Raw genomic sequence first — 22892 nt, 5'->3', positions numbered from 1 at the left:
CGTTCCATGGGTGCGGTACGGACCGCTGGAACGTAGGCTCGGGTCATGGCCCGATTCTTTGACGTTCATCCCCATGACCCGCAGCCCCGCGCCATCGCGCAGGCAGTAAAAATCATCCGCGACGGCGGCCTGATCGCCTACCCCACGGACTCCTGCTACGCCCTGGGAGCGCAGATGGGCAACCGGGAGGCCCTGGACCGCATCAGGAGCATCCGGCACCTGGACGATAAGCACCACTTCACCCTGGTCTGCCGTGACTTCGCGCAGCTGGGACAGTTCGTGAACATCGGCAATGACGTCTTCCGCAGCATTAAAGCCGTCACGCCCGGAAGCTACACCTTCATCCTCCCTGCCACGAAGGAAGTGCCCAAGCGCCTGCTGCATCCCAAGAAGAAGACCGTGGGGGTGCGCATCCCGGACAACCGCGTGGTCCAGGCGCTGCTGGCCGAACTGGGAGAGCCGCTGCTGTCCAGCACGCTGCTGCTGCCGGACGAAGAGGAACCACTGACCGTGGGCTGGGAAATCAAGGAGCGGCTGGACCACCAGGTGGACGCCGTGATCGATGCCGGTGACTGCGGCGCCGAGCCCACCACTGTGGTCGATTTTTCCAGCGGGGTTGCCGAGATCGTCCGGCGGGGCATGGGCGACCCGTCCCGCTTCGAGTAGCCGTCGCGGGGCACTTTGGCGGGTGCCGCCGTCGTAATGTCCGACGGCGGGCGGCGGCTCCCTGCCCAAGGTGCCCCAGGACGGGGGGTTCAGTCCTGCTTCTTCGCCCGGCTCGGCTGGACCCTCGGCGGTTCGCCAGGCATCTTTGGATAGTCCGGTGGGAAGGGCATCTCCCCCAGCCCGTCCTTGCAGTCGCGGTCCCACCATTCGAGCAGGACGTCGATGGTTCCGGGGGTGGCGCCGAAGTCAGCCCAGGGGTCGCCTACGGTCTTCAAGCGGTCGGGCACCGTGACGATGGTGAAGTTCTTCGGATCCGCCTGCTCCAGCTCGTCCCACGTAATGGGGCATGACACCGGGGCGTGCGGAAGGGCACGCGGGCTGTAGGCACCGGCGATGGTGCGGTCGCGGTTGGCCTGGTTGAAGTCCAGGAACACACGCCGGCCGCGTTCTTCCTTCCACCACGCCGTGGTCACCTGGTCTGGAATCCGGCGCTCCACCTCCCTTGCCGCCGCGATCACCGCGTGCCGGACGTCCAGGAACTCGCGGGTGGCTTCGATGGGGGCGTAGACATGCAGTCCCCGGTTCCCGGACGTCTTGATGAACGCCTCCAGTCCCGCCTCGGCCAGGACGTCCTTGAGCACCAGGGCCGCGGGGACGGCGTCGTCGAAGTCCGTGCCGGGTTGCGGGTCCAGGTCGATCCGCAGCTGGTCGGGGTTGTCCGTGTTTTCGGCCCGGGACGGCCAGGGGTGGAAGACGACGGTGTTCATTTGTACTGCCCAGACGGCGGCAGCAGGTTCGTCGAGCACCAGCTGGGGATGGGACCGTGCACTGGGGTACACCACCTTGACGGACCTGACGAAGTCCGGCGTGCCTTTCGGCGGGTTCTTGGAGAAGAACATCTCGCCTTCGATGTTGTCCGGGTACCGCTGCAGTGAGACGGGCCGGTCGCCGTTGGCGGCGATGAAGGCCTCCCCCACGTCGCAGATGTACTGTGCGAGGTCGAGCTTGGTCAGCCCCAGGTCAGGCCACAGGACGCGGCTGGGACTGGAAATGCGCATCTCACGCCCGCCGTTGGGACCCGGGACGATAATGGTGGTCTGTTCACTCGCCATGGGGACAACGTACACCCCGTCACCGGCGCGGACCGGCACATCCGGCTGCCCTCCGGCATGATGGAGCCATGCCCGCATCCGATCAGCAGCTCACCCTCGCCGCCGGTGACGCCACCTTTTCCGCCGTCTATGCGCGCCCCGGGGCCCCCACCGCCACCGTGGTGGTGGCGCACGGCGCCGGCGCCGGCATGGAGCATCCCTTCCTCCGCGGGTTTTGTGATGCCCTGAATGGCCTGGGCCTGGCCACGCTGCGCTTCAATTTCCCGTACATGGAGGCAGGGCGCAAGTTCCCCGACCGTCCCCCGGCTGCCATCGCCGTGTGGCGCGCAGCGATGGGCGCCGCCCAAGCACAGGCCGACGCCAACGGCGACCGCGGGCCGGTCTGGGCTGCAGGCAAGTCGTTCGGCGGACGGATGGCCTCCATGGCCGTCGCCGACGGCATGGCCGCTGCGGGCCTGGTGTACCTCGGCTACCCGTTGCATGCTCCCGGCAAGCCCGAAAAGCTCCGCGACGAACACCTCTACGGACTGACCACGCCCATGCTGTTCCTGCAGGGCACCCGCGACCCCTTTGCCACGCCCCGCATCCTGGCTGACGTTGTATCCCGCATAGGCCCCAACGCCGTACTGCAGTGGGTGGAGGGCGGCGACCATTCCTTCGCGGTGGCGGGAAAGAAACGGGCGCCCGACGAGGTGGGCGCGTCGCTCGCCGCACCCGTGGCCGGCTTCATCGCGGCCCGCGAAGGACAGGCGGCCTGACGGTTGAAGGGCAGCCCCTTACACGATGGGGGCCATAGGCGTAGCGTCTGATGTGTGGGGTTGCGGCGGCGCCTCCCTCTGTCCTGACCCGTCGGCCCCGGCAACATCTATCGATGGAGGACCGGCGATGGCTGGTTGGAATGCTGACACTGCTGCCGGACCGGTCGGAGCCGGAAACATCACCCTCGTGGAAGGGTCCTGTTTCTGCATCTCGCTCCCCAACGGGGACATTCACCCCGAGCATCCGCACGGCGTCTTCCATGAAGATACGCGCATCCTTTCCCGCTGGGACCTGACGGTGAACGGCAAGCCGCTGGAGCCGCTGGCGGCCGACGTGAAGGAGCCCTACCGCGCCTTGTTCATCGGCCGGGTACCCCGCTCGGACGGATATGCGGACAGTCCACTGGTTGTGGAACGCCTGCGCGAGGTCGCGGCCGGGGTCTCGGAACGGATCACCATCCGGAATTATTCGTCCGAGCCCGCCGAATGCACCGTCTCGGTCAGGGCCGAATCCGACTTCGCCGACCTGTTCGAAGTGAAAGATGCGCGCAAACAAAGGACGTGGGAGGAATCCCGCAGCCATGAGGGTGACTCCCTGACCATCAGCGCGGTATGGCACGACGTCCTCAAACGGGTCTTCGTGCACGGAGAGGGCGCCGTCTCCACCCCCGACGTCCTGACCTACGAGGCAGTGGTGCCGCCGCACGGGCACTGGAGCAGGCAGCTCAGCGTGGTCCCGGTCAGCGGCGATGAACCGGTCCCGGCGTCGTCGCACCGGCATCCCACGGCACCTGACATGTCCCCCAGCGACCGCCGGCGGAGGGAATGGGTGGACAAGATCCCCAAGCTCCACATGGGTAACCGGTCCATCGAAAGGACGCTGCGGCGAAGTTACGACGATCTCGGCGCACTCCGGATCCAGGACCCCGCCCATCCTGAGCGGATCGTGGTGGCGGCAGGCGCGCCCTGGTTCATGACGCTGTTCGGCCGTGACTCGCTCTGGGCGTCCGAAATGGCGCTGCCCGTGGACCCTTCCCTGGCGTTGGGCACACTGCAGACTTTGGCCGACCGGCAAGGCAAAGTAGTGGATCCCATGAGCGAGGAAGAACCGGGTAAGATCCTGCACGAAGTGCGGCTGGGGGTCTCCAGCGGCCTCGCCCTGGGCGGAAAGTCGGTTTATTACGGAAGCGTCGATGCCACTCCGCAATTCGTCATGGCCCTTGGCTCGGTAAGCCGCTGGGGTTTCGCCAGGGACACCATTGCCGCCCTTCTCCCCCATGCAGACCGGGCCCTCGACTGGGTCCGGGAGTTCGGGGACAAGGACAGCGACGGGTTTGTCGAATATTCCCGCCTTAACGACCAAGGCCTGATCAACCAGGGCTGGAAGGACTCCTGGGACGGCATCAACTTCGCCGACGGCAGGGTGGCCAACCCTCCCATCGCGCTCTGTGAGGTCCAGGCCTTGGTCTACAGCGCGCTGCTGTCCCGGGCATGGATGGCTTATGACGCTGGAGACGCGCCGCTGGCGGCGAAGCTCACCAGCGAGGCCGCGCGGTTGAAGAAGAAGTTCAATGAGGAATTTTGGCTGCCAGAGCGCGGCTACTTCGCTGTTGCCCTGGACCGCGACAAAAGACAGGTGGATGCCTGCGCTTCCAATATGGGTCAATGCCTGTGGCACGGCATCGTTGATGACGACAAGGTGCCCGCAGTGGTGGAGCGGCTGATGTCGCCCGAAATGTTCAGCGGCTGGGGTGTCCGGACCCTGGGTACCGACATGGGTGCCTACAACCCGGCGAGCTACCATAATGGTTCCGTGTGGCCCCACGATAACGCCATCATCGCGGCAGGGTTGCTCCGCTACGGATTCGTGGAAGAGGCACAACGAATTTCCACCGCCCTGCTGGAGGCTGCCGATTTTTCCAACGGCCGGCTACCTGAGCTTTTTTGCGGCTTCAGCCGGGAACAGGTCAGTGAGCCCGTGCCCTATCCCACGGCCTGTTCTCCGCAGGCCTGGGCGGCGGCCACACCTATCATGCTGATCACCAGCCTGATGCGTTACGACGCGCACGTGTCCCGCGGCGGTTTTTGGATGGACCCCGTACTGCCCGAGTCTTATGGGGACCTGCACCTGACCAACGCACCGATTGCCGGAAGCCGGATGAGGATCGATGTTGTTGGCTCGGAGGCCTCTGTGCAGGGGCTTCCCGAGGGCATCACATTCCATCGCGAACATCGGCCATGGCTGACCGAGCTCATGGCGGAAACGGGACTGCTGGGGTAACACCAGGACTACCGGCCGCTACGCTGCCTCGTCGTGCCACCAACCTTCCCAGGCGGCCGAGGTGAGGCGGCCGGCCGGGAAAGCCTCCGGGGAATCGTCTTCCCGGGCGCGCCTGTCCTCGTCACGGCGGCCGTCCAGCAGCAGGTTCAGGGTATTTACGGGAAACATGTTCAGTCCTTCCTGAGGTGCGGGGTGGACAACACCGTCCACGTGGGAAGGAGCCTATCCAGCACATGTTTCATCAGGGGCACGTGAGGTTTCGGCCGTGTATCGGTTTACTCACGTGCCGGCCCAACACCTGACAGGACCGCCGGAATACGGCTATTTGCGTTGCTTGGTGCGTGCTGTTGCCGGAGCCGACCAAGGGTCCTCCGGCCAGGGGTGCCTGGGGTACCGGCCCCGCATTTCCGCCCGTACCTGGCCGTACGGGCCGGACCAGAACGAGGTCAGGTCATCCGTCACGGCGAGTGGACGCCGGGCCGGGGAAAGCAGGTGGAACAGGACCGGGACCCGGCCATCCACCAGCCTCGGGGACTCGGCCAGCCCGAAGCACTCCTGCAGTTTCACCGCCGCCACGGGCGCGGCACCGTCGTCATCCAGGTCCGGGTAGTCGATCCGGACGCTTGAACCGCTGGGCACCTTAAGCATTTCAGGGACGAGCTCGTCCAGCCGGGCCGCTTCGGGCCAGGGCAGCAGCCGGCGCATGGGCCGGGCCAGGTCAATCGAGCTGGCCGGTTTGCCGCCGGCGAGCTCTTCCAGCTCAGGTTCCAGCCACTCTTCCAGCCGGGACAGCAGCGCGCTGTCAGAAACCTCGGGCCAGGGCGCACCCAGCTCGCGGTGGAGGAAGGCAAGGCGCCGCCGGAAGGAGGCCGCCGCCGTCGACCATGACAGTATGGACAGCCCTTCGGACCGCAGCGCGTGCGCCACCGCTTTCCTTCCTTGTTCGGCAGTGGGGCGCACGGGCGACGTGGACAGCACTATGGCACCCAGCCGCCTGGTCCGCCGGGCGCTTACCCGGCCCCCGCTGAAGCCTGCCTCCACGGTGTCGGAGAGCAGATGCGAGGCCGCCCTTTCGGCGGTCGCTGCCGACAGCGGCGCGGCGACGCGGATCACCGCCCCGGTGCCTGCCGCGTCCCGGCCTTCCGTGCGGGACACCTCGGCGACGGCCAGCCATTCATGGCCCGTCAGCGTGCTGCCCGCCGGGAGGCCTGCCCTGGTGCCGGATGTCAGCAGGTATTGTCCGGCTTCCCCGCTGCCGGGCACGAGCCGGGCCACGCGGTCGGGAAAGGCGAGGGCGACGACGGCCCCGACAGCTTCGTCATTATTCGCGGCACTGGAGGCCGGATCCGGGGCGCCGGCCTTTTGCCGCCGCGCCAGGGAGGCCAGCCGCTTTGACTCCTCCGCCCAGCGCCTTCCCGCCGGGCCAGCGTCCGCCCTGAGCTGTGACAGCAGGCGGGGCAGGTCTGCTCCCGGCGCGCGGTGGTCGCCGGAAAGGGCAGCCACCACACCGGCGGCCAGTTGATCACCCGTGGCGGCACCGCCGCCGAGTAATGCCCGGGCCAGGCGCGGGTCAGCGGGTATTCCGGCAAGGACCCTTCCCTCCGCCGTCACCTGGCCGCCGTCGGACACGGCACCCAGTTCCCGCAGCACCTCCATTGCGTCATCCATGGCAGGCGGCGGAGGAGCGTCCGGCAGGGCAAGGCCGTTGCCGCGCGGTGCGCCCCAGCAGGCGAGAATGAGGGCGGCGCCGGTCAGGTCCGCCACGTTGATCTCGGGCGTCACATGGGCCGGGGCCGCGCCGTAAGCCTGCTGTGAATAGCAGCGCACCACCTTACCCGGGCCCTGGCGGGCGGCGCGGCCGGCTCTTTGGCCGGCGGAGGCCCGGGAGCAGGAGACGGTGACCAGCCCGCCCATCCCCCTGCCTGAGTCCCGCCGCGGCTCCCGCGACAGGCCCGAATCGATGACCAGCCGGACCCCGGGCACGGTCAGGGAGGATTCGGCAAGATCCGTGGAGACGATGATCCGCGGCCGGTCCCCGGGCCGGCGGCCAGACACGGCCCTGTCCTGCTCCGCTGCGCCCACCTGGCCGTGGAGCTCCAGCACGTCAACCTGTCTGCCCACCCGGCCCCGCAGCGCTGCGGCGACGTGGGAGACTTCCCGGGCACCCGGCAGGAAGACAAGCGCGTCCACGGGGCTGCCTGTATCCGCGTCAAGGGCGTAGGCGTTGGCAGCCGCGGCGGCGACATGGTCCAGGAACGAACGGCTCACTCCCCCGATATCCAGGCGGGCTGCGGGAGCCGGGAGCCATTCCACCTCCAGCGGGTGGTTCGCAGAGGGACAGTCGACGACGGGGGCCGGCGCGCCGCCGTCGGGATCGCCCAGCAAGGCGGCGAACCTGGGGGCGTCCAGGGTTGCGGACATGGCGACGACGGCCAGATCACCGCGCAGCGCGCGGACCTCCGCCAGCATGCCGACCAGGAGGTCCGTTTCCAGCCCGCGTTCGTGCACCTCATCGAGGACGACGGCGGCGGTCCCGTCGAGCCCCGGGTCGGCCAGCAGGCGGCGCAACAGGATGCCCGGGGTGACGAACTCGACGAGGGTTTCCGGGCCTGCGCGGCGCTCCCCGCGAACGGTGTAGCCCACACGGCCGTCCCCAGGGCCGGCGTCGAGGGCTGAAAGACGGCGGGCGGCCGCCCGTGCGGCAACGCGCCGGGGTTGGGTGACGACGACGCGGCCGTAGGCGCCATACATGTTTGCCAGCAGCGGCGGGACGAGGGTGGTCTTGCCTGTTCCCGGCGGTGCCTGCACAACGGCGGCTCCCGGGGACGCTCCATTACCAAGCGCCTCCTGCAGGGCGGGAAGGGAACCTTCGAAGGCAAGCCCCGCACCGATGGCCACGAGGTCGAAGGCAGCGAAGGCAGCGAAGGCGGGCTCGCCGCCAGGAGGGATCATCAGTCCATTCTGCCCTGACGGGGAGGCTGCCCTCCGATCCCATCAGGGCTTGCCTGGGCCCTTGCCCTTGCCCTTGGCTTCCTTGGCCGTGTCCTGGCCCTGCGGACCCGGTGCCTGCACATCGGGAGCAGGTGGCGGAACGGCGCCTGGAACCACGGGTTCCACAGGCGCGGGAGCAGGGTTATTTTGGGTGGCGGTGTCGGCCAGTGCCGTGGGCGGAGTGCCGGCCTGGACTTCCGCGGCCGCAGGCGCCGCCGGAGCCGCGGCAGCAACCTGCCTGGTGAGGTCTGCCCTGACGGCGGAAAGCGCAGTCTCGATGCCGCGGTAACGCGCGGCGGAGAGCCGGCCGGCGGCTGCAGCGTCACCCAGGTCTCTTTCGAGTGCCTGCAGGGCTGCCAGCGCCCCGTCCATCCTGTTCTCCGCCGCCGCCTGGCTGATACTCAGCACGCGGATCTGGAAACCCCGGAGGACGTTGCCGTCGGTGTCCGTGGACCGGATACCGGACGCACCGGCCACCGCCCCGGCGGCAACAAGGACGCAGAACAGCAGCATCAGGGCGCGGGTACCTCGGCGCCGGGATACGGGAACTCTTCCGGCTGCGGGGGCCGTCACCACAGCCAGCTGCGCCGGTTCCGCCTCAAGCAGCATGCCTGCCCCGCAATGCGACGGCCTGCGCGGATCGAACGGGCAGCACAGTTACGGCTGCAGATTCACCCGCAACGGGCTGCACGAGGAGGCGCCGTACCCGGGAAGCCGGCCTAGCCAGAACCAACCGGAGGGCGACGCGCAGAGCGGTGGCGATCAATAAGCCGATGCCAACCCCAAGAAGTACATGCCCCGCCAAGTAGTGCCGCGCGGCTCCGGGGCCACCCTCTGCGGCCACTGCCGCGCCACCAACCGTCAGCATCAGTGACAGGGCCGTACCGAAAATTGCGCTCATGGCTCCTGCTCCCATCCCATTTAATCAGTAAGCTTACTACCAATGCTCAGTAAGCTTACTACCGGATGGGCCGGAAGCAAGGGCCAGTGCGTCCGGGAGCCGGGCGCCGCGCTCCCGGCGTGGACCTCAGACGGCGGCTTCAAGCAGGAGTTCCGCCGGGGTCAGCGCGGCATAGCGGCCCCTGAAGAACACAAGGGGTTGGCCGTCGTGCCGAGCGTCGAGATGCCGCACTGCGGCCACGACGATAGTGTGGTCGCCCCCGTCGTACTCGGCATGCAGTTCGCAGTCGAGCCAGGCGAGCGCGTCGTCCAGCACGGGGTTTCCCAGCGGCGACGACGTGTGGCTGACGCCGGCGAATTTGTCTGACCCGGACCGGGCGAACTGCCCCGCAAGGTGCCGGTGTTCGGACGGAAGAATGTTGACGGTGAACGAGCCGGCTTTGCGCAGCGCCGGCCAGGTGGTGGAGCTGCGTGCCGGGCTGAAAGTCACCAGCGCCGGGTCCAGGGACAGGGATGCGAAGGACTGGCACGTAAAACCGGCCGGCCCGTCCGGCGTGGAGCTGGTGATCACGGTCAGGCCGCTGGCGAAGGTTCCGAAAATATCCCGGAGCCGACGGTGTGCAAGATCTGATGTGACTGTCATGGAATGGCCTCTCGTGTGGATCGTCACCCCACCAAACCATCAGGAAAAAGGCCGGTTCAAGCCGTCCGAAACCCGCGGACGCGCACCGCAACGGACCGTCACGGCCGTACATCCGGGGTCATCGGCTCCGGTCCCCGGCGCGCTGCGCGTGACGTTGCGTGACGCAGCACCGTGGCTTGTCGGCCCCTCCCGGTCCTCTTGCCCCCGCTGCGGCGGCGTGCCTCTACCCCTTGTGGTCCAGGGCAGCAAGCAGCCGGCGCACCGATCCGCCCAGGTTCCAGTCGTTGGCCAGCGTTTCCAGCTCCGCGCGCCGGCCACCGGTGACGGGCTGCAGCAGGGCGCCTGCCTCGTCAAGGGTAGGCAGCTCCAGGGTGCGCACAAGGCGGACGACGGCGGGGGCTGCTGCCAGGTACCCGGCAGCGGCTGACAGTTTGGCCCGGACGGGTGCCGAGACACCGGGGCCGGACTGGTCCGCGGCGGCCAGCAGGTTTTCAAGGGTCCCGAACTTCAGCAGCAGGGACGCCGCCGTCTTCTCGCCGATCCCGGCCACGCCGGGCAGTCCGTCGGAGGCGTCCCCCCGCAGGGTGGCGTAGTCGGCGTATTGCTGCGGAAGGACCTTGTACTTGGCCACCACGGTCTCTTCCGTCATGACCTCCAGGTTCTTCATGCCCCGGGCCGTGTAGATCACCCGGACGGCGCGTTCGTCATCACACACCTGGAAGAGGTCGCGGTCGCCTGTGACTACGTCCACGGGGAACCGGGCCTGGCTCGCATAGGTGCCCACGACGTCGTCGGCCTCGTGTTCGGCTGCGCCCACTATGGCGATGCCGGCCAGGTCCAGCACCCGGCGGATCATGGGCAGCTGCGCTTCGAGGCCTTCGGGCACCATTTCGACGTCGGTTCCGCCCGCAACCGCCTCGGCCACCCTATGGGCTTTGTACGTGGGGACGAGGTCCACCCGCCATTGCGGCCGCCAGTCATCGTCCCAGCAAGCCACGAGGTGCGTGGGGTTGTAATCCAGGCTCAGCCGGGCGATCATGTCCAGCAGCCCGCGGACGGCGTTGACCGGCGTTCCGTCGGGGCGCCGGATGGTGTCCGGGAGTCCGTAGAAGGCGCGGAAGTACAGGGACGCGGTGTCGAGCAGCATCAGGCGCTGGGGCATACCTTGATCCTGACACGGATCCGGCCGCCGCGGCACAAGCCGGTTCGTCCTAGAAGGACCGGACCGTGAAGCCGAGGTCCAGCAGGCCCCGGCCGGCCTGTTCCAGGATAGGGTCGATGCCCAGGGTGGGGTGGCCCAGAAGGACGCTGACGTCCCGCTGGATGCGTTGCAGCGGATTGGCCAGCCGGTGGACGCTGCCGCCGGAGCCGGCAACCGCCAGGCGGACCGCTTCCTGCGCCGACTCCGCGCTGAGAGCGAGCGAGAGGCGAAGCGAGGCGCGCTGCTGGTCAGGCAGTCCGGCCACCGGGTCTTCGTCCGGGGACACGATGGCCAGCGCGGCCTGCCAGTGCAGCTGGGCGGTGGTCACCGCGCCTGACGCCCGCGCGTAGCGGGCCTGGGCCAGGGCCGACTCGCCTTGCCGGGTCTGCACGCCGTTCCTGTCCCTCGGCGCCAGCAACTGGGTGCGGAACAATTCAAGTGCGTATTCCGCCGAACCCAGCGCGACGGCCGGGGCAACGAGGTTCAGCAGGGTGGCCATGGGCGAGTGGATCAGCGGGTCGTTGTGGAACAGGCTTCCGGGGTTGCCGGGCCCACTGAGCTCGGCCCAGTCAAGGACGCGGTACCCGGGCACGAAGAGTCCGTCCGCCCGGAGGTCGTTGCTGCCCGTCCCCCTCAAGCCATCGGTATGCCAGGCATCCAGGAGTTCCAGGTCCGCCACGGGAACGAGCGCCTGCAACCGGACCCCTCGATGCTGCACGGCCAGCAGCGCCCAGCGGGAATGCATGACACCCGACGCGAAACTCCAGTGGCCGGAAATGGAGTAGCCGCCGTCAACCTTCGTCGCCGAGCCCACCGGCGCACTTGTGGCGGCCGCCAGCGGCATGCCTCCCGCGCCAAACACCTCGTCCTGGACGTCGCGGGGCCAGCGCGCCAGCATCCAGGCGTGTTCGGCCAGATGGCCGGCGGTCCAGGCGGTGGATGCGCACCCCCTGGCAAGGGCCCTGACGGCTTCGCCGTACGTCCGGGCACCCAGCGCATATCCGCCCACGGCCGCTGGCGGCAGGATCCGGAACACTCCTGCATCCTGCAGTTCCTGCACTGTCAGTTCCGGCAGGCGGCGCAGCCGCTCGGTTTCCTCCGCCCTGGCCCGCAAGCCAGGGATCATGGTTTCCACGCGGGCAAGCAGGCCATGGTGGCCCGGATTGCTTCCGGCAGCGGACTGCACAGGGTGCCCGACGGCGGCCTGGCCGAGGTCCAGCGTATGTCCGGTACGGTCCCGCTTGGCGGCGAGGTACCGGGCGTTGGCGGCTGAAAGGTGGACGCCGGTGGGGATCTGTTGTTCGATGCCGATTCCCAGCGCCGCCAACTGTCCGGCCTTATCCGGATTGTTGGTCAGCAACCGGATGCTGCCCGCACCGAGGGCGTGGAGCATCTGCGCTGCCGCCGTGTAGTCGCGGTCATCGTCCCGGTGTCCCAGCGCCACGTTTGCGTCGTACGTGTCCAGGCCCTGGTCCTGCAGCGCGTAGGCATCCAGCTTTGGATAGAGACCGATTCCCCGGCCTTCCTGGCGGAGGTAAAGAAGGAAGCCTCCGGCTGACGCGATCCGTTCCACGGCTTCCCGCAACTGTGGGCCGCAGTCGCAGCGTCCGCTGCCGAAGACATCGCCTGTCATGCACTCACTGTGCAGCCGGACAAGCGGCGCCGTGGTTCCTTCCAGCAGCGCCTGTTCCCACCCGCCCAGGGCCAGCAGCAGGTGTTCCCGCCCATCGGACAGTCCATGGAAGGTCATCACATCAGCGGAAGTGGCATACCCGTCCGGGAAGAGCAGGGGGATATTCACCCGGGTGCGGATTGTTGCCGCGGGCAAACCGGCCGGAAGCGGCACTGAATGGATAACGGCGGTCACGTGTCCTCGCTTGCAGATTTACTTGAAGATTAAAGCAACCCTAGCCCTTATTAGTTAAAGCTTCAAGTATTACCCGGACGCTGGACCCTTGCTGCAATCACGTGCGGGATGTACTTCGGCAGCTGGGGGCCGCGGGTCAGAGCCAGTCGCCGTCGGCGTAGGCGCTGCGAACGTGGGCACGGAGGTACTCCCCGACCACGGCGGCGCCCAGGTCGCCTGCCTCGGGTGCCACCACCCGGCCGTCCACGCGATGCGCCATCCGCTGGATGAAGCGCTCCAGGCCGGGGTCATTGCCAAGCCGGAAGAAGGTGGTCTGCGCCCCCATGCGGCCAAGGCGGTCCAATTCGCCGACGGTGGCGCGTATGGTTTCCGCATCCGGCGGCCAGTTGAACCAGGAGTCCCCGTCCGGGAGCAGATGCGCTGTGGGTTCGCCATCAGTGACAACCAGCAGGACCGGCTGCATTGACGGGTGGCGGCGGAAGAAGCGGCCGGCCAGCAGCAGACCGTGGTGCAGGTTTGTCCCCTGTTCGCGCAACGCAGGCAGCGAAGTAAGTTCGCCGATGTCCATGGACTGTGCATAACGGCCAAAAGTGATGAGTTCCAGGCGGTCGCCGCGGAAACGGGTGGACACCAGGTGGTGCAGCGCGAGGGCGGTGCGCTTCATGGGCACCCAGCGCCCCTCCGCAGCCATGGAGAAGGACACATCCACCAGCAGCGCCACCGCGGCCTGCGTCCGGGCCTCCGTTTCGGCGACTTCGATGTCCTCCACGGCGAGGCGCAGTCCTCGGGCCGGGTCGCCGCCGTCGGCCATCGTGCGCTGGATGGCGTTGGTCATGGTGCGGGTGACATCCCAGGGCTCCGCGTCCCCGAACTCCCACTGGCGGCTGGAGCCCGTCAGTTCACCGGCAGCGCCTGCCATCCTGGTGTCCCTGCTGCCCTGCCGCCCGGACAATTGCCGGGCGGCGTCACGGAGCAGCGACTTCCCCAGCCGCCGCATGGCCTGCGGGGAAAGCCTGAGATCGCCGTCGGCGCCGCGCCGCAGGTAGCCGCCGTCCTGCATGGCCCGCTCGATCTCAGCCAGGGTGCGCGCGCTCACGGCGGCCTTCTCGCCGAGCTGGCGGGCCAGCGCATCCAGGTCCAGGTCGTCGAGCCGGGAGCCGTTGTTGTTCTGCGAGAGCTGGTCGGACAGTTCGTCGAGTTCGGCAATGTCCTGGAGCACGCCGGTCCCGTCGCCGAGTCCCAGGCCTTCCTGCCCTTCGAAGCGTTCCGAACCCGTCCAGTCCTCTCCCGGCCGCAGGGCCTGGAGGGCCGCATCAAGTTCGCTGAGCTGGGCCATCAGTTCGGGTGAGCCGAATGCCTGGGCGGACAGCTGCATCAGCTCATTGCGCTGTTCGGGGGACATGGACTGCAGGAGCCGCTGGGCTGCGGCGGCACGCTGGGCCAGGGCGTCCACCAGTTCCTCCACGGACTGCGGGTTCTCGGGGAAGAACTGGCCGTGTTTGGCCATGAAATCCTGGAAGTCGGCATCGCTGTCCTCGCCGCGCCGGTGCTTGCCCAGCAGTTCATTGAGGTCCCGGAGCATGGCGCTGACGGCTTCCCGGTCCTCGTCGGTGGCGCTTTCCAGCGCCTGCTTCATGCCGGCGAACCGCTGTTCGAGGACCTCCCGCCCCAGCAGGTCCTTGATCCTGTCGTACGCTTCACGGGCGGTGCTTGACTGCCAGTCGTAGGAGGCCAGTTCGTTAACAGCCGCTGCCGTGGAGGGCGGCAGGTTCTGCAGCTGCATCTCCCGGAAGGCCCGGTCGGTGTTGTCCATCATGGCGTCGCGGGCCAGCTGCTTCCGCTCCTCCAGCACGGCCGTGTCCAGGAGTTTCTTCACCTCATCCAGGGTGCCGTCCAGCCGGTGGCGGCTGAGCAGGTCGCGCCGACGCTGCTGCACGCGCCGGGCAAGGTCATCCAGCCCGTCACGGTTTCGGCCACCGCGCCGCAGGAATTCCTGGAGGGCGTGCCGCGGCGAGTAGCCTGCCATCACATCTTCCGCGACGGCGTCCAGGGCCTCCCCGAGGTCTACCGGCGGGGCCAGTGGGTCCGGACCGCCGGTGTAGCGGCCATATCTGGCGGACCGTTTGTGGATGGCCATGCTGCGTCCTGTCCCTAGCCGTAGATGGTTTCCTCGTCGTCTGATTCCTTGGAGATCCTTCGGCCGAGGTACAGGCCTTCCAGTGCGAGTTCGACGGCGGCGGCCCGCTGTCCGTCGTTTGCCGCACCCAGGCGCCGCCCGATTTCGTCGTAGAGGCCAGAGCCGTTCAGCGACGGAAGGTTGCCGAGGAACTCCTTTGCGGTGACCTGCTCGCCGGTGGTGACGGTGCGGTGCCCGTCAAGTGCTGCCACCAGCGGACCCATATCCAGGCCCTGGAAGTGGGCTCTTACAGACTCGGCGGTGGCAGTTCTGAGGAGGTGGTCCAGGATGCCCTGTTCACGCCCTTCCTCGCCGGATTCGAACTCGATCTTGCCTGTCAGTACTTCCACGGCAGGTTCCAGGTCGATGATCCGGGCCACGGCGTGGTCCTCGCCCCTGAGGCTTGCCCGCCGCAATGCAGCCGCAGCCACCGTTTCCGCGCCCGCAATGGCGAAGCGGGCGGAAACGCCGGACGTCTGGTTGATGGCCGGGGACTGCCGCAGGGCCCGGGTATAGCGGGCCAGGATCTCCAGGATGAAGGGTGGGACGTCCGCCACCAGTTGGCCCTCCTGACGGATCACCGAGACCTCGTCCTCGAGTTCGATCGGGTAGTGCGTCCGGATCTCCGCCCCGAACCGGTCCTTCAGCGGCGTGATGATCCGCCCCCTGTTGGTGTAGTCCTCCGGGTTGGCGGAGGCAACCACCAGCACGTCCAGCGGCAGCCGCAGCACGTAGCCGCGGATCTGGATATCGCGCTCCTCCATGACGTTGAGCATGGCCACCTGGATCCGTTCGGCCAGGTCCGGGAGTTCGTTGATGGCGATGATGCCGCGGTTGGAACGTGGAATGAGGCCGTAGTGGATGGTTTCAGGATCGCCGAGCCGGCGTCCCTCGGCCACGCGCATCGGGTCAACGTCGCCAACAAGGTCGGCTACCGACGTGTCCGGCGTGGCCAGCTTCTCTACGTAGCGTTCGGACCGGTGCCGCCAAGCGACCCGCAGCCGGTCGCCCTCGGTCAGGGCGCGGGCCCGGGACTGCTCGGTGATGGGATCGAATGGGTGCTCATTCAGTTCCGAATCCTCGATCACCGGAGACCACTCATCCAGCAGTCCGGCCAGGGTACGGAGCAGCCGGGTCTTGCCCTGGCCCCGCTCCCCCAGCAGGACAATGTCATGGCCGGCAATCAGGGCCCGTTCGAGCTGGGGTATGACGGTCCTGCTGAACCCGAACAGACCGGGCCAGGGGTCCCGCCCGGAAGCCAGGGCGGCGAGGAGATTGTCGCGGATCTCATGGCGAAGGTCCTTCTGGACATAGCCTGCCGCACGCAGTTCACCAACGGTGTAGATATCGGGGCGATCAGTCACTCCTCTACGGTAGCCCCCGGCCTGCGGCTAATCGAGAGATTCCTCCAGATTCCTGCGCGGCTACCGCTTGCCGCTCCCCGCGCCTCGCAAGCTCGGCACGGGGTCCCCTGCGCGGCTACCGCTTGCCGCTCCCCGCGCCTCGCAAGCTCGGCACGGGGTCCCCTCGCGGCTACGCTTAGACCTGATGACACAGAGCACATTGATCCTCCTGGTGCGCCATGGCGAAACGCCCACCACCGGTACAGTCCTGCCCGGCCGCGCCCCGGGCCTGCATCTCTCCGAACGTGGACGCGCCCAGGCGGAGGCGGTTGCGGACCGGCTGTCCGGGCTGCCGGTGGAGGCGATCTATTCATCGCCCCTGGAACGGGCGCGGGAAACATCCGAACCAACGGCAGCCCGCACCGGCACAGCGGTGGCCGAAGAAGCCGGCCTCCTGGAATGCGACTTCGGCGACTGGACCGGGGCCGCGCTCGCTGGCCTCACAGGCCTGCCGGAATGGCAGACCGTCCAGCACAACCCGTCAGTCTTCCGGTTCCCCAACGGCGAGGGCTTCTCCGGCATGCAGGCACGGATCGTCGGCACCCTGGAGACCCTCCGGGCCGCCCACCCGGGCGGGGTAGTGGTCTGCTTCTCCCACGCCGACCCCATCAAGGCGGCCGTGGCCCACGCGCTGGGCACCCCCCTGGACCTATTCCAGCGGATCATGATCAGTCCGGCGTCGGTCTCCGCCATCTCCTACGCAGACGGGAAGGCGCCTGCCGTGCTCACGGTGAATTCGACGTCGGAACCGCTGAGCGGGCTGAGGCCCGCGTGAAGCGGGACAGATGGCTTCGGAGCGCACGGTGCCGGCTCGGGAGCTGACGCTCCTTAACGAGGGCCGCGTGGAGTTGCTGGGCCGGATCATGAGCGGCAGCAACGCCACGTTCCTGGTGGAGCTTTCCTGTGTCGACGACTCCGCCTGGGCGGTGTACAAGCCTGAGGCCGGGGAGCGGCCCCTGGCGGATTTCGACGCCGGCCTGTACCGCCGGGAGCGCGCGGCCTACCTCCTCAGCGAGGCACTGGGATGGGGTCTGGTACCGGCCACGGTGGTGCGCACGGATGCGCCCCTTGGGGTGGGATCGCTGCAGTGGTTCATCGAGGGCGAGCACGAGGAGCATTACTTCACCCTCTACGCCGACGCGCCCGAAACACACGCGGAGCTGGCGCGGATTGCCCTGTTCGACTACGTGGCGAACAATACGGACAGGAAAAGCGGGCACGTGCTGCGCGGTGCCGACGGCCGCATCTGGGGCATCGACCACGGCCTCTGTTTCTCCGCGGCGTTCAAACTGCGCACGGTAATCTGGGACTTCGCCGGCGAACCCATACCGGAGGCCCTGCTTGAAGACATCGCGCCCCTCGCCGCGGACATTCCCGCCGGGCTGGCGGAGCTGCTGGACCACGCCGAGGCCGTTGCCCTGCAGCGCCGGGTCCAACGCCTGCTGCAGGAACGAGTGCTTCCCGTCGACAGGACCGGCATGCGCTACCCATGGCCACTGGTCTAGGAAGCTGATCCTGGGCCCATGCCGGGTGGACCCTGTGGTGGACTGCCGCTACTGGGCCTCCGGGTGTCCCAGCGCAACGGCCGCGGCGGGGGCCGTTTGCTCAAGGTGCGCACCGATGTGTTCCAGGAGGTAATGCTGACCGGCGACAGTTGGATGGTCACCGTCCGGGCCGATGAGGTCCTCGAAATCGCCGCTGATCCAACCCTCCGCTATGGGGTCCACAAACTCGGCTCCGGCCTGCCGGGCAGCAGCTTTGAGCTCGTCGCTGATGTCAACCAGCCCCGGGTCCGGAGTTGCGGTGTAGGACGGCGGCCCCACCACAATGAGTTTCGCCTCCGGGGCCAGGGCTTCGGCGCGGTCCATGGCTGCCAGGGCCGCGTCGCCCAAGTCGGACGGCGCATAGCCCAGGTCGTTTTCGGAACCGAAGAACACCACGATGCCCGTGTCTGCGGTGACGTAGTCGTCAACCTGGGTGCCGAAGGTCCCGTTGTAGTCACCCACGCTGAGGTAGCCGCTTCCGTCCTCGGCTGCGTTGATGATTTCCAGTCCCGCCACGTCCGGGTCCGTACGCATCAGTGCGGGCCACGCCTGCTGGGGCGACGTGCCGTGTCCGGTGCTCAGCGAGTCCCCCACCACCACAACGCGGACCGGCGGCGCGGCCGTGGCCGGAGGCTCCGTCCGGGCTGCGCTTCCGGACGTGACCACCAGGAGGAGACCGGCCGCGGCCGCCGCTATGGCCCGGCCGGGGTGGCCCTGCAGCAAGCTGCTGTCGTGCATTGGTGCCGCCCTCCTGCCTGGAATCGTCGGGAGCCGCCGGGGCTGTCCGCCGTCGATCTGTCCTGTCTCCGTGTCCCATCGTAGGCAATGGTGGGAATACTGTAGGGCGAACGTGACCAGAATCAATAGGATGCACAGCAACTGCACAGCAACATTAGGGGGGTTAGGTACCCCTCTGGACACGGTCCGGGGTAGGGACCGCTCCGGGCTAGGCTTGACCCGTGCAGCAGCAACCCACTCAATGGAACCCGGCAACCGGCCTCTCCGAGCAGGCGTCAGGCATCTACTTCGCTGAAGGGCCGGCCTCGAACTGGCTGGTGGTCCGCGACTCAACAGGATTCATCCTGGTGGACAGCGGATATCCCCAGGACCGCTGCCATGTGCTTGCGTCGCTGCGTTTCCTTGGCCTGGACCCGGCGGACGCCCGAGCCATGCTGGTCACGCACGGCCACGTGGACCATACCGGTTCCGCTGCCTTCTTCTCCGAGTCTTTTGGAACCCCGGTCCTGTGCTCGCCCACGGAACTGGCCCACGTGCAGGGCAAGGAGAAACACCAGGTCACCCTGGGGCAGGTCCTCAGGCGGGCATGGCGGCCCCGCGTCTTCCGCTGGATGGTGCACGCCCTCAGGGCGGGCGCGCTGGCGGCAAAGCCTGCATTGGGCGCAATGGCGTGGGACGCGGAGACGCTCCAGGCGCTGCCCGGCAGTCCTGTTGCCATTCCCCTGCCGGGTCATACGCCGGGCAATGCCGCCATCCTCTTCCCTGGCGCGGGTGCCATCGCCGTGGGCGACGCGTTCGTCAGCGGCCACCCCATCAGCCGGATTTCCGGGCCGCAGATGCTTCACGCGATGTACCACGCGGATGCAGCAGAGGCTCTTGCCAGCCTGCGGGAGCTGGCCGGCGTGGACGCCGCGGTTGTCCTTCCCGGCCACGGCCCTGCGCTGCACGTCCCCCTGGCAGAGGCCCTCGCAGCGGTGGGTACCCGCGAAGGCTAGAACTTTCCGTACCGGGCCCGGGCCATGGAGTAGACGCCGAAACAAATGAGGCCGGCGGCAATGGCGGCCAGGAGGAACACGCCATAGGGCTGGGATCCCAGGGTCTTCAGGCCGCCGTCCAGGCCCGAGGACTTGGACGGGTCGGCAGTTGCGGCCGCCACGATGATCAGGATGCCGACGACGGCGAGCACCACGCCCTTGGCCGCGTAGCCGACGGTTCCGATCCACTCAACCGCTGTCCGGGCATTCCCTGGATCCTGCAAATCCTCCATGAACTTCCGGGAGACGCCGCGGTAGGCGTAGAAGACGCCGGCCGCGACGATTGCCAGTCCCACAACGACCAAAAGCACCACCCCGGCGGGGGAACCCATCAACTTTGCCGTGAAATCGCTGGCCGACTGGCTGGAGTTCTTGCTGCCGCCGGCGGCAAAAACGGCGAACGTGAAGGCCAGGAACCCAAAGACCACGGCCTTCCCGACCGCCGTGGCGGCCTCCTTCAGTTTCTTCTTGGAATCGCTCTCCGTGCGGGCACCGAAGAAGGCCTCACTGAGCATCCACAACGCCAGCGCAGTGCACGCCACGGCTCCAACCCACAACAGGATCCCGCCGCCCGGTTTGGACGCCAGGCTGCCGATCGCCCCGGACTGGTCGGCTTCACCGCCCTGTCCCCGGTCCAACTGCAGGGCAATGGCGCCGATCAGGATGTGGACCAGGCCGATGAAGACGAATCCGGCCCGCGCCAGCATGCGGACCGCCGGGCTGCGGCTGGCCGACGCGGCCTCGGATACTGCCCTGTTAGCTCCCTGTGACGCGTTGCCCATGGCCGGCCCTTCCGAATATGTAGTTGATCCTCTGTACCCCGGTCAGCTTCCCCTGCCTGCCAGCGTCGCGGAATGCTTCAGTGTAGATCCGTCCGCGCCGTCCGGACAGTTTCCGCCAAGTTCCTGCATGGCACGGATGGCCAGTACAGTCGAAGCGGTGCATGCCAAACAAAACGCCGACCCTCTGACCGCGCTGATTTTGCCCGTCCCGGACGGCGGCCATGCCGAAGACGGCTTCGTCCGGGTACGCGGAGCCCGCGAAAACAACCTGCGGAACGTGGATGTGGACGTGCCCCGTGATGCGATCGTGGCGTTCACCGGGGTCTCCGGCTCAGGCAAGTCCTCCCTGGCATTCGGCACAATCTACGCCGAGGCGCAGCGCCGGTTCTTCGAATCTGTGGCGCCCTACGCGCGCCGGCTCATCCAACAGGGCCACAATCCCAAGGTAGAGCAGATCACCGGGCTGCCACCCGCCGTCGCACTTCAACAGCGCAGGGGTACCGCAACCTCCCGGTCCACCGTTGGGACCATCACCACCCTGTCCAACTCGCTGCGCATGCTCTTCTCCCGCGCCGGCAGCTACCCTGCCGGCGCCGCACCGCTGGACTCCGACGCTTTCTCCCCCAACACCGCGGCCGGCGCCTGCCCGGAATGCCACGGACTGGGGACTGCGCACACGGTCAGTGAAGCATCGCTGGTTCCGGACGCTTCCCTCACCATCCGTGAAGGCGCCATTGCCGCATGGCCCGGTGCCTGGCAGGGCAAGAACCTGCGCGACATCCTGGCACACCTGGGCTACGACGTAGACCTCCCCTGGCAGGAGTTGCCGCGCGACCAGCGGGACTGGATCCTGTTCACCGAGGAACAGCCGGTGGTGGAAGTGACGCCCCAGCGCGACCGCGTGGCCAAACCCTACAAGGGCCGGTTCTGGAGCGCCCGGAGCTACGTCATGCACACGCTGCTGGACTCCAAGAGCCCCGCAATGCGGGAGAAAGTGCTTCGCTTCATGGAGACCGGCCCGTGCCCCCGTTGCGGGGGAACAGGCCTGCGGCCCGAAGCCCTTGCGGTGACGTTCGCCGGGCACACTATTTCGGGGCTCAACGCAGTGCCGATGGCCGAACTGGCGGAGATCATCCGTCCCACCGCCGTCCTGGCCAGTGCGGCAACGGCATCGCGGAAGCAGGCCTCCGAGGCCAATGAAGTGGCTGTGGCCATCACCCGGGACCTGCTGCAGCGCATCAACGTGCTGCTGGAACTCGGCCTGGGCTACCTGGCGCTGGGACGGGCCACGCCTTCGCTTTCGCCGGGCGAAATGCAGCGGCTCCGGATCGCCACCCAACTCCGGTCAGGCCTGTTTGGCGTCATCTACGTGCTGGACGAACCGTCAGCCGGGCTGCACCCGGCCGACGCCGAACCCCTCCTCACCGTGCTGGACCAGCTCAAATCGTCGGGGAACTCGGTATTCGTGGTGGAACACAACATGGACGTGGTGCGGCGCGCGGACTGGCTGGTGGATGTGGGTCCCCGGGCCGGAGAAGACGGCGGAGAGGTGCTTTACAGCGGCCCCGTGCCGGGCCTGGCGTCAGTGGCCGGCTCCATGACGCGGCCGTTCCTGTTCCCGAAGCCGGAAGAAGCAGGCACAGCCGACGACGCCGGCGGCGCCCGGCGCGAAGCCAGCGGGTGGCTGGAACTGCGCGGCATCAGCCGCCACAACCTGCGGAACCTGGACGCGGCCTTTCCGCTCGGCGTCCTGACAGCGGTCACGGGTGTCTCCGGCTCTGGGAAGTCAACCCTGGTCAGCCAGGTCCTGGCCGACGTGGCCGGAGCCGCAGTGCGCAGCGGTCCGGAAACCCTTCCGGGCCCCGAAGAACCCGACCCCGACCCCGCGGAAGACAGCGGGCCGGTGACCGTAGAGCACGTGTCCGGGCTGGCACGGATCGACCGCGTGGTGAAGGTCGACCAGAAACCAATCGGCCGCACCCCGCGCTCCAACCTGGCCACCTATACGGGGCTGTTCGACGCCGTCCGCAAGGAATTCGCTGCCACCCAAGAGGCCAAACGCCGCGGGTTCGGACCAGGACGCTTCTCCTTCAACGTCGCCGGGGGACGGTGCGAAACCTGCCAGGGCGAGGGCTTCGTGGCGGTGGAACTGCTCTTCCTCCCCGGCAGCTACGGGCCGTGCCCCGAATGCCAGGGCTCACGCTACAACCCCGAGACCCTGGAAGTCACCTACCTGGGCAGGAACATCGCGGAGGTCCTCGGCATGACGGTCAATGCGGCCGCCGGGTTCCTGGCCGGCGTGCCCGCAGCGGCACGCTCCCTGCAGACCCTGCAGGACGTGGGCCTGGGCTACCTCCGCCTGGGGCAGCCCGCCACCGAACTCTCCGGCGGCGAGGCACAGCGGATCAAGCTGGCCACCGAACTTCAACGGGCCCGGCGCGGACAAACGCTGTACCTGCTGGATGAACCCACCACGGGGCTGCACCCGGCGGACGTCCTGCTCCTGATGGCGCAGCTGACCCGCCTGGTTGACGCCGGCAACACGGTGGTCGTCGTGGAACACGCCATGGACGTGGTGGCCGCCGCCGACTGGGTCATGGACCTTGGACCCGCCGGTGGCGACGCGGGCGGCCGGATCGTTGCCGCCGGTACCCCTGCCGCCGTCGCGCGTTCCGGCGACAGCCGCACCGCACCCTACCTGGCGGCCGCGCTCCAGGAGCGCCGGGTAGGAACGGAGCGGTAAAAGTCACAGCCCTTGCCCTTCTCCATGCCGGCGGGTATCACTGAGGAATGCGT

The 22892-nt window shown here is 68.0% G+C and carries 18 protein-coding genes; 7 read left to right on the top strand and 11 right to left on the bottom strand.

Annotated features, from left to right (window positions below; all coding sequences use genetic code 11):
* The first annotated feature begins 45 nt into the window (after positions 1-45).
* On the top strand, positions 46-666 hold the full coding sequence (locus AB0313_RS00370; RefSeq protein WP_141941162.1) for an L-threonylcarbamoyladenylate synthase: 621 nt from the start codon (positions 46-48) through the stop codon (positions 664-666).
* 89 nt (positions 667-755) lie between these two features.
* On the opposite strand, the gene ligD is transcribed toward AB0313_RS00370, so the two are convergent.
* Positions 756-1778, bottom strand: a complete 1023-nt coding sequence (ligD, locus tag AB0313_RS00365; protein ID WP_366302890.1) for a non-homologous end-joining DNA ligase — start codon at positions 1776-1778, stop codon at positions 756-758.
* 68 nt (positions 1779-1846) lie between these two features.
* On the opposite strand from ligD, the gene AB0313_RS00360 reads away from it, so the two are divergent.
* The gene (locus AB0313_RS00360; RefSeq protein ID WP_366302888.1) at positions 1847-2536 is read left to right on the top strand and encodes an alpha/beta family hydrolase; all 690 of its coding nucleotides are present in this window, start codon (positions 1847-1849) and stop codon (positions 2534-2536) included.
* Between the two features lie 127 nt (positions 2537-2663).
* On the top strand, positions 2664-4817 hold the full coding sequence (locus tag AB0313_RS00355; RefSeq protein WP_366302886.1) for a glycogen debranching N-terminal domain-containing protein: 2154 nt from the start codon (positions 2664-2666) through the stop codon (positions 4815-4817).
* 18 nt (positions 4818-4835) lie between these two features.
* Here the strand turns inward: AB0313_RS00355 and AB0313_RS00350 are convergent, their stop codons facing one another.
* The 8 genes from AB0313_RS00350 to AB0313_RS00315 all read right to left on the bottom strand — a co-directional run bounded on the left by AB0313_RS00350 (position 4836) and on the right by AB0313_RS00315 (position 15959).
* Positions 4836-4985, bottom strand: a complete 150-nt coding sequence (locus tag AB0313_RS00350) for a hypothetical protein (protein ID WP_366302884.1) — start codon at positions 4983-4985, stop codon at positions 4836-4838.
* A 153-nt stretch (positions 4986-5138) separates the two neighbouring features.
* A complete protein-coding gene (hrpB, locus tag AB0313_RS00345; protein ID WP_366302882.1) occupies positions 5139-7769 on the bottom strand; it encodes an ATP-dependent helicase HrpB in 2631 nt (876 codons plus the stop codon).
* A 42-nt stretch (positions 7770-7811) separates the two neighbouring features.
* Positions 7812-8417: a hypothetical protein gene (locus AB0313_RS00340; protein WP_366302880.1), complete on the bottom strand. Its 606-nt coding sequence runs from the start codon at positions 8415-8417 to the stop codon at positions 7812-7814.
* Between the two features lie 418 nt (positions 8418-8835).
* Positions 8836-9351 (bottom strand): flavin reductase family protein, encoded by a 516-nt coding sequence (locus AB0313_RS00335; protein ID WP_141941152.1) that lies wholly within the window; start codon positions 9349-9351, stop codon positions 8836-8838.
* A 223-nt stretch (positions 9352-9574) separates the two neighbouring features.
* Positions 9575-10513: a 5'-3' exonuclease gene (locus AB0313_RS00330; protein ID WP_307305863.1), complete on the bottom strand. Its 939-nt coding sequence runs from the start codon at positions 10511-10513 to the stop codon at positions 9575-9577.
* Between the two features lie 49 nt (positions 10514-10562).
* Positions 10563-12419, bottom strand: a complete 1857-nt coding sequence (ribA, locus tag AB0313_RS00325; RefSeq protein ID WP_366302877.1) for a GTP cyclohydrolase II RibA — start codon at positions 12417-12419, stop codon at positions 10563-10565.
* A 136-nt stretch (positions 12420-12555) separates the two neighbouring features.
* On the bottom strand, positions 12556-14556 hold the full coding sequence (locus AB0313_RS00320) for a VWA domain-containing protein (protein ID WP_366302875.1): 2001 nt from the start codon (positions 14554-14556) through the stop codon (positions 12556-12558).
* Between the two features lie 14 nt (positions 14557-14570).
* Positions 14571-15959: a sigma 54-interacting transcriptional regulator gene (locus AB0313_RS00315; protein WP_366302873.1), complete on the bottom strand. Its 1389-nt coding sequence runs from the start codon at positions 15957-15959 to the stop codon at positions 14571-14573.
* Between the two features lie 184 nt (positions 15960-16143).
* Here AB0313_RS00315 and AB0313_RS00310 point away from each other — a divergent pair, with 184 nt between their 5' ends.
* Together AB0313_RS00310 and AB0313_RS00305 are read left to right on the top strand one after the other, a co-directional pair.
* A complete protein-coding gene (locus tag AB0313_RS00310) occupies positions 16144-16773 on the top strand; it encodes an MSMEG_4193 family putative phosphomutase (protein ID WP_366302871.1) in 630 nt (209 codons plus the stop codon).
* A 10-nt stretch (positions 16774-16783) separates the two neighbouring features.
* On the top strand, positions 16784-17503 hold the full coding sequence (locus AB0313_RS00305) for an SCO1664 family protein (protein ID WP_366302869.1): 720 nt from the start codon (positions 16784-16786) through the stop codon (positions 17501-17503).
* 48 nt (positions 17504-17551) lie between these two features.
* Here the strand turns inward: AB0313_RS00305 and AB0313_RS00300 are convergent, their stop codons facing one another.
* Positions 17552-18280: an SGNH/GDSL hydrolase family protein gene (locus tag AB0313_RS00300; RefSeq protein ID WP_307305880.1), complete on the bottom strand. Its 729-nt coding sequence runs from the start codon at positions 18278-18280 to the stop codon at positions 17552-17554.
* Positions 18281-18501: 221 nt separating this feature from the next.
* Here AB0313_RS00300 and AB0313_RS00295 point away from each other — a divergent pair, with 221 nt between their 5' ends.
* The gene (locus AB0313_RS00295) at positions 18502-19275 is read left to right on the top strand and encodes an MBL fold metallo-hydrolase (RefSeq protein WP_366302867.1); all 774 of its coding nucleotides are present in this window, start codon (positions 18502-18504) and stop codon (positions 19273-19275) included.
* On the opposite strand, the gene AB0313_RS00290 is transcribed toward AB0313_RS00295, so the two are convergent.
* Positions 19272-20096: a DUF1206 domain-containing protein gene (locus tag AB0313_RS00290; RefSeq protein ID WP_366302865.1), complete on the bottom strand. Its 825-nt coding sequence runs from the start codon at positions 20094-20096 to the stop codon at positions 19272-19274. The two genes, AB0313_RS00295 and AB0313_RS00290, sit on opposite strands and share 4 nt — an antisense overlap.
* Positions 20097-20232: 136 nt before the next feature.
* Between AB0313_RS00290 and AB0313_RS00285 the strand changes: the two genes are divergently transcribed.
* The gene (locus AB0313_RS00285) at positions 20233-22839 is read left to right on the top strand and encodes an excinuclease ABC subunit UvrA (protein ID WP_366302863.1); all 2607 of its coding nucleotides are present in this window, start codon (positions 20233-20235) and stop codon (positions 22837-22839) included.
* Positions 22840-22892: the final 53 nt, after the last annotated feature.

This window comes from Pseudarthrobacter sp. NPDC080039, from assembly GCF_040702335.1.
Classification (GTDB): domain Bacteria; phylum Actinomycetota; class Actinomycetes; order Actinomycetales; family Micrococcaceae; genus Arthrobacter; species Arthrobacter enclensis_A.
The sequence above is the reverse complement of the archived record's forward strand: the minus strand, read 5'-3'. Positions and strand labels throughout refer to the sequence as shown.